The sequence below is a fragment of the Methanobrevibacter sp. genome, from assembly GCF_045120835.1.
In the GTDB taxonomy this organism is placed as follows: Archaea; Methanobacteriota; Methanobacteria; order Methanobacteriales; family Methanobacteriaceae; genus Methanocatella.
On record NZ_JBGVFE010000032.1, the window covers coordinates 1 to 6,653 of the forward strand.

The following is a 6,653-nucleotide window of genomic DNA, read 5'->3' on the forward strand; positions in this document are numbered from 1 at the left end:
ATCGTCATATTTCGGGGTTCCTGATGTGGCATATTCAACATCAACATCTTCAATGACCTTGCCGTATTCAAGTTCAAAAGATTTGATTTTATATGTACCGTAGTTTCTATTTGGATTGTTGACATTTGGCATTTTTATCAAATATAATTATAATGATTAAATTATAAATAATTAATTGTAAAAAAAATTAGGCGATATTATGAAACGAAAGGAAATCATTCTATTCATGACTGTTGGAATCGGCACTAACTTAGATTCTCCAGAGGAGGGCTTTAAGTCACTTGCCCGTAAGTTATATTCGACAATTACTAAAATATATCCGAATTATGTTGTATTTTTTGCATCTGATAAATCCAAAGAGACCATTAAATATATTGAAGACATATTTGAATCGGAGGATGACGAATTTATCCTAGGCAAGGATTATGAAATCGTTCCAATGGAAGCCATTGATGATTTTAGCGCATGTTTTGAGACATTTGAATATAAAATATGGGAATTTTCATTTAACTGCGATAAGGATTACCAGATAATTATGGACTATACTTCCGGAACCAAGACAATGTCTGCCTCAATGGCCTGCTGCGGAATGTTTTACTCAAAGAATCTGATTTCCGTTGGAGGCGACAGAACAAAAGGGGAAGTTTCAAGAGGTACTGAGATAATCAACTACCAGAACCTATATAAGATATATGATAAATTTGCCCTAATGCGTACAAGACACAATTTCAATTCCAACCGTTTCATGCCATGCATTGACATCTTAAATTATATCGTCGATTTGAATATTCACAAGGATTCTCTATTGAAGCTTTGCAAAGCATACTACTATTGGGACAACATGGAATTTGAAAATGCCTATAATCATCTGAAGGAAGTCAACACCCATTCCATTGAATTTGAAGACATTAAAAAGGATCTGAAAATTAATCTGAAGGCACTTGGCACTATTGTAAACTCCAAATCCGAAAATCTCAAAAACTGTTATATCCTTGCAAGTCTGATTAACAATTCCATAAGAAAAGCAGATGAATACAGATATGATGACGCGATTGCAAGATTATACAGGTCTTTTGAATTGATTGCACAAATTAAGCTAACCAAATATGGACTCAAGAGTTCCGATATTGACCTTTCAATACTTAAGCAAAAAAAAGTGTCACAAAAATTCATCGATGAACTGGAAAGCATTAAGGAAGACGGCAAAGTGCGCATAGGCCTTGTCAGAGATTACTTGCTTTTAAATGAATTGAATGATGATCTGGGAATTTATTATATGGAAAATCAGAACAGAATCAAAGATTTAACTCAAAAAAGGAATAATTCCATTTTAGCCCATGGTCTTGATTCGCAAACAAAAGAAGATTTTGATGACTTTTTAGAGCTCACATTAAATTTGGCACATAAATTGGACAAGGATATGAATAGATTCCTAAAAGAAACAAGATTTGCAAAATTCGATTTAAAAATAGCTATGCATTAATCTTAAAAAAATAAAAAATGATATTATTTTTCCGCAAGGGTCCAATAACATCTTTTAGGTGAAACGATTGTTTCATCTTTTTTTAATTCTTTCATGATTTTATCGACTTCTTTTTTCTCAACACCTGAAAGTTCACTAACCTTTTTAGCGTTCAAAGGGTCTTCGGAGCTTTTAAACGCTTCAATTACTTTTTCTCTATCATCCATATTTTCACCTCAAAAAGAAAAGAAAGATAATTAGAATGAAATCTTTGAGTAGATGCCGTTAAGGGTGAAAGATTTTGTATTCCAATTAACTACATTTCCGAATGAATTTCTTGAACTTGTCGGATCAACTACTACCCATTTGCCGTCGACCAATACCTGAGCCCATACATGTCCGTAGGTACTTCCGCTGCTGAACTTACATACTCCATGAACATATCTGGCAGGTATGCCTGCAGTCCTGTACATTGCAATAAGCAAATGTGCCTGGTCAACACAGTTTCCTGATCCTGCATTTAATGTTCCGACAGCACCATGATTAGTGTTGTAATAGAAGCTATAGGAAATTTGGTCTCTGACAAAATTATATATTGCCTTGGCTTTTGCTGAAGTACTGCTTAAACCACTTATGATAGAATTAACCTTACTTTTAATTTGTGCGTTTCCAACTTGACAGTTGGTAGTGGCTTTAAGGTATTGACTTAAATCAGATACTGTATTTGGCTCATTTAAACCAGAACCGGTTTCGGAAGATGATGAACCTCCTCCGGAATTGTAAGTGATTACACAGTAGTTTGGCAGGGTATTCTTGTTGTTACCATAAAATGCCAATATTCTTGAGAAGGCATCTACCAATTCAGGATATGCAATTTTTCCAACTGCAGATGAACCGTAATTAGGTGCCTTTTTGTTAGTGTTAATGAAATTAACAAGGTTTCTAGCAACAGTCAAATAATCAGCCTTATACAACTCTTTTGAATTAATTGTATCTCCACTAGGTGACTCAGCAGCTTTAATACCAGTCAAATATGGGACATCAGTAGTTTTAGAACTGCCCAATTGGCTGATAGCTGAACCCATAACATACAGGAATTCCTGTGTTGTAAATGTAATTCCGCCTGCAGTAACTGTAGTAGGTATTTGATTGTTGTTTGCAATGTAGTTCTTTAAATTATTTGATGCTGTAATAACATCTTTCAATGGTATTGCAGTGACTTTTAATACATTCAAACTAGCACTGCCGGAACTTGGTGCATTCAGATTGTTTCCATCGAATGAATATGAAACTTTATATGTTCCAGGTGTGAAACTTGCACTGATTGTTGCAAGACCATTTGAGGCAGTCTTAGCAGTGTAGGTTTTATCATTTACTGTCAATTTTACATTACCATTGGAAATAGGAGTATTTTTAGAGTCTAGCACTAACATCTGACATGATTGTGTGCCCTGATTAAATGTTGTTCCAGTTTTCCAGGTTATAGAAGAGGCTCCTCTTTGAATAACCTCAATTTCACAAGATCCACTTTTTGCATTAATCTTTGAATCGGCCTTATTTGAATATGAAACTGTGTATTTGCCAATGTTCAAATTAATAGGAAGTGAAACAATTCCTTTTGAATCAGTTGTTTTGGCATATGAAACACCATTTACACTAAGTGTGACTTTTTTATTTGCAAGGGGAACCTTGCCTGATGTTAAGGCCACTTTGAATGGGGTTCCTGCACCGTGACCAAATGTCTTTGTGCTTTTAACTGTATAAGTTGGATCTTTACTTGGAATAACGGTTACTTTACTGGTTGTTTTAGATGCTTTGTAAAAAGATGTTTTATCAAAACTGTATTTAACAGTATATACTCCTGCATCAAGGGAAGGCAATTTAAGTTTAGCATTACCATTTTTGTTAGTTTGAGCAGTATATGACTTGCCATTTATCTTAAACTTAACAGTTTGACCTTTTCCAGGAGCATAACCATATTTGTTAAGCAATTTTACTTTTATTTTTTTGCTGTCGCTTTTAAGGAATGTATAATCTGAAGCGGTTAAAGTAGTGGCCGCAGATTTTACAACCTTAATGTTATTGGTTTTTTTCATACCGTCCTTATAATTATATGAAATGATTTTATATTTGCCTTTTGCAAGGAAAGTAAGAGATAAACTTGCGACTCCTTTGCTGTTTGTCTTTGCTTTGTAAGTTTTACCATTAATCTTAAACCTGACATTTTTGTTAGCTAAAAATTTACCATTGCTTTTGTAGAATGTTGCTGTAAATTCCTTACCGTCAGTAACGACTTTTGTCAAGTCATTTGCTGAAATTGTGGACAATATTACAAAATTGGTGGTTAATGAAAAACCGGTAACCGGATTGGTTGCAACAACTTTGTAAGTTCCAGGCTCAAGATTGATATCTAAGGAAGCCACACCATTACTATTGGTTGTTTTGGTATAACTATGTTCATCAACAACAATTTTAACATTAGTATTAGCCAATACAGCACCGCTGGTATTTAAAAAGGTTGCTGTATATTTGGTGCTTCCCATATAATATTTAGTAATGTCTTTTGCAGTGATAGTCTTTGATACATCGATAGACTTTGCATTATCATCACTTTTCAAAACATTACTGTCTTCAGCGTTAGTTGATAAAGTACTTGAATCTTGAGATTTTAATATATCATTTGAGGGATCATTATCAACACCAGATTCACTTACTGCAAGAACGGCTTCATCTTCCAAGCCTATAGCATGTGAATCCGTATCATTTACGTCACTTGCATTTATTGTACCTACTGATAATGCAACAATAAGAACAAATATGAAAGTGAGTAATATTTTTTTGTTCAAAATAATTTACCTCCATAACAAAATTATTATTTCCTACGAGAAAATTCTCGCTTGTTTAATAATATATATAAATATCTTATATAAACCTTTTTATTAGCTAAATCCCATTAAATGAGTTTAATTTTTAAAAATAAGGTTAATATATCATTAAAATCATACATTAAAGTAATCATTACTTAAATTTAATAATTAAAAGATTAAAGCATATGATTTTATTAATTAAGCAAATTAAGAATATAAAAATCAAAGCATTAATTTAAAATGCTGTATTACAATTTTTAATAAATTTTAATAAAATTAGATTAAAATTAAGGTATTATCACTTAGTTAGATTGAAAAAATAATTAATTAGATATCTTAATTTTAAAAACAATCGATTTAATTTAAAAATGCTTGAGAAAGTATTACTTTCTAAAATCATCTCAATATGCCAATTAAAAATCTTAAAAAATTATATAAAAATACTATTCAGAAATTTGCACTATACACTTGGGGCATATTTTCAAAAAAGAAAATAATTGTCATTTTTGCAAAAAAGTTTTTACATCAAAACGAAAAAAAATAAGAAGACAGCCTAAAGCTATTCTTCAATTGCAGTAACATTGTTTAACTTATTAAATTCCAACAAATTATTATAGGTTTGGCTGAAATCGTTTTCAGCACCGACTTTTGAAAAGTCAACGATGAATTTATTGCCGTCAACTTCGATAAGTTCAAAGGAACCTATCTCGTTTACACTTCCGTCAGTATAATTATATGTATTGTTGTCGTCCTTTACAACAACATAGTTATTTTTTGTATCGTTGGTTGTGTAATCCTTCCAGTCATGTTCATTATACTTTACGACGGATAAAATTTCATCCGCATTCTTGGCGAAATCATATAGGACATATACTCCATCACCGAGGTCTTCAAAGTCGGTTGGAACCTTAAAACTGCTTTGGTCTGCAGCTGATACCGCTCCAATCAACATTGCTGTTGCCAATACTAAAATCAATATTTTTTTATTCATAGCGCCTAAACACTCTCCTTGGATACTGGGGTTCGGGTTTTTTAATTTGAGATTCCTTATATGTTAAATATAAGGATACAAACCATGTAATAATCGAAATATAATGTAAAAAGCCTAGTACAAACATTCCTAAAATGTTACAGATTATTCCAATTGCAAGCAGTCCCAATCCTTTTGATGAGTTTCCTAAATAGATTATACCTACTCCAGTAAACAGAAAAGATAAAATCATTGCAATTGCTGGACTTTTCTCTGTCATATTTATCCTCCGTTAAATAAGTTTATAATAGGTAGTATTTAAAATTTTAGAGAAAAACCGAGATTAAAAAAAAGAAAATAAAAATTAGAATGGAAGACTTACATATCTTGCATTTAATGTAAATGACTTCGTATTCCAATTAACAATGTTTCCTAAAGAGTTTCTTGAACTTGTAGCATCTGCGCTAATCCATGTATCGCCAATCAATACCTGTGCCCAAACATGCCCGTATGTGCTTCCGCTTGAGAAGGTACATTTTCCATGAACGTATCTTGCAGGAAGACCTGCAGTCCTGAACATTGCAACCAGCAGGTGTGAATGGTCAACACAATTTCCCTTTTTGGCAGTGTATGTTCCAACGGCACCATAATTAGTGTCATAATAGAAACTGTAGGAGATATGATCTCTTACATAGTTAAATATGGCTGTTGCCTTATCCAAATCGCTTGTCAAACTGCTTGTTAAAGAGTTAACCAGGGATTTGATTTTGGAATTGCCCACCTGACAATTGCTTGATGACTTAAGATAGGAACTTAAATCTGAAATCGTATTTTTCTCGTTTACACCTTTAATCAAATTGGATGCAGTTACGGTAATCTGGCTTGATGTGGAATTTGAAAGATAATCGTTGCTTCCGTCAAATTTCACGATAACGGAATAGGTTCCAATTCCTACATTGGCCTTGATTGTAGCATAACCGTTAGATGCGGTAGTTCCGGTATATGTTTTAGAGTTTATGGTCAACTTGACAGTTTGGCCTGAAATTGCCTTGCCGTTTGCATCGCTCAGCAATATCTTGAAAGATTGGGAAGAATCTTTAAATGAAGTTCCGCTTTTCCATGTGAGAGTGGATAACTCCCTCTTCTTAACGATTATATTGCTGGATGAGGATTTGGCATCGACTTTGGATTCCTTTTGAATTGAATATTCAACAGTGTAATTGCCTATTTCCAAATTAATAGGCAATGATGCGATTCCATTTTTGTCTGTGCTTCTGACAAATGTGTCACCGTTGATTTTAAATGTCACGCTTCTTTTAACCAATGGTACACCACCGGCTGTAACAGCCACTTT

Annotated in this window: 6 protein-coding genes; 1 reads left to right on the forward strand and 5 read right to left on the reverse strand. The window is 33.2% G+C overall.

Annotated features, from left to right (window positions below; translation table 11 throughout):
- Positions 1-199 precede the first annotated feature (199 nt).
- Positions 200-1,483 carry a TIGR02710 family CRISPR-associated CARF protein gene (locus ACJMLO_RS03555; protein ID WP_405293985.1) on the forward strand — a complete coding sequence of 428 codons (1,284 nt, stop codon included), beginning with the start codon at positions 200-202 and terminating at the stop codon, positions 1,481-1,483.
- Positions 1,484-1,506: 23 nt separating this feature from the next.
- Here the strand turns inward: ACJMLO_RS03555 and ACJMLO_RS03560 are convergent, their stop codons facing one another.
- From ACJMLO_RS03560 to ACJMLO_RS03580, 5 genes are all read right to left on the reverse strand, one after another.
- Positions 1,507-1,689, reverse strand: a complete 183-nt coding sequence (locus tag ACJMLO_RS03560) for a MarR family transcriptional regulator (protein WP_405293987.1) — start codon at positions 1,687-1,689, stop codon at positions 1,507-1,509.
- A 30-nt stretch (positions 1,690-1,719) separates the two neighbouring features.
- On the reverse strand, positions 1,720-4,308 hold the full coding sequence (locus ACJMLO_RS03565; RefSeq protein ID WP_405293989.1) for a transglutaminase domain-containing protein: 2,589 nt from the start codon (positions 4,306-4,308) through the stop codon (positions 1,720-1,722).
- A gap of 580 nt (positions 4,309-4,888) precedes the next feature.
- Positions 4,889-5,320, reverse strand: coding sequence for a hypothetical protein (locus ACJMLO_RS03570; RefSeq protein ID WP_405293991.1), 432 nt, complete (start codon positions 5,318-5,320; stop codon positions 4,889-4,891).
- Entirely contained in the window at positions 5,313-5,579 is a 267-nt protein-coding gene (locus ACJMLO_RS03575; RefSeq protein ID WP_405293993.1) for a hypothetical protein, read from the reverse strand. Before ACJMLO_RS03575 ends, ACJMLO_RS03570 begins: the two co-directional genes overlap by 8 nt.
- Before the next feature lie 84 nt (positions 5,580-5,663).
- Positions 5,664-6,653, reverse strand: a 990-nt coding sequence (locus tag ACJMLO_RS03580) for a transglutaminase family protein (RefSeq protein ID WP_405293995.1), incomplete at its 5' end; no start/stop codon positions are given.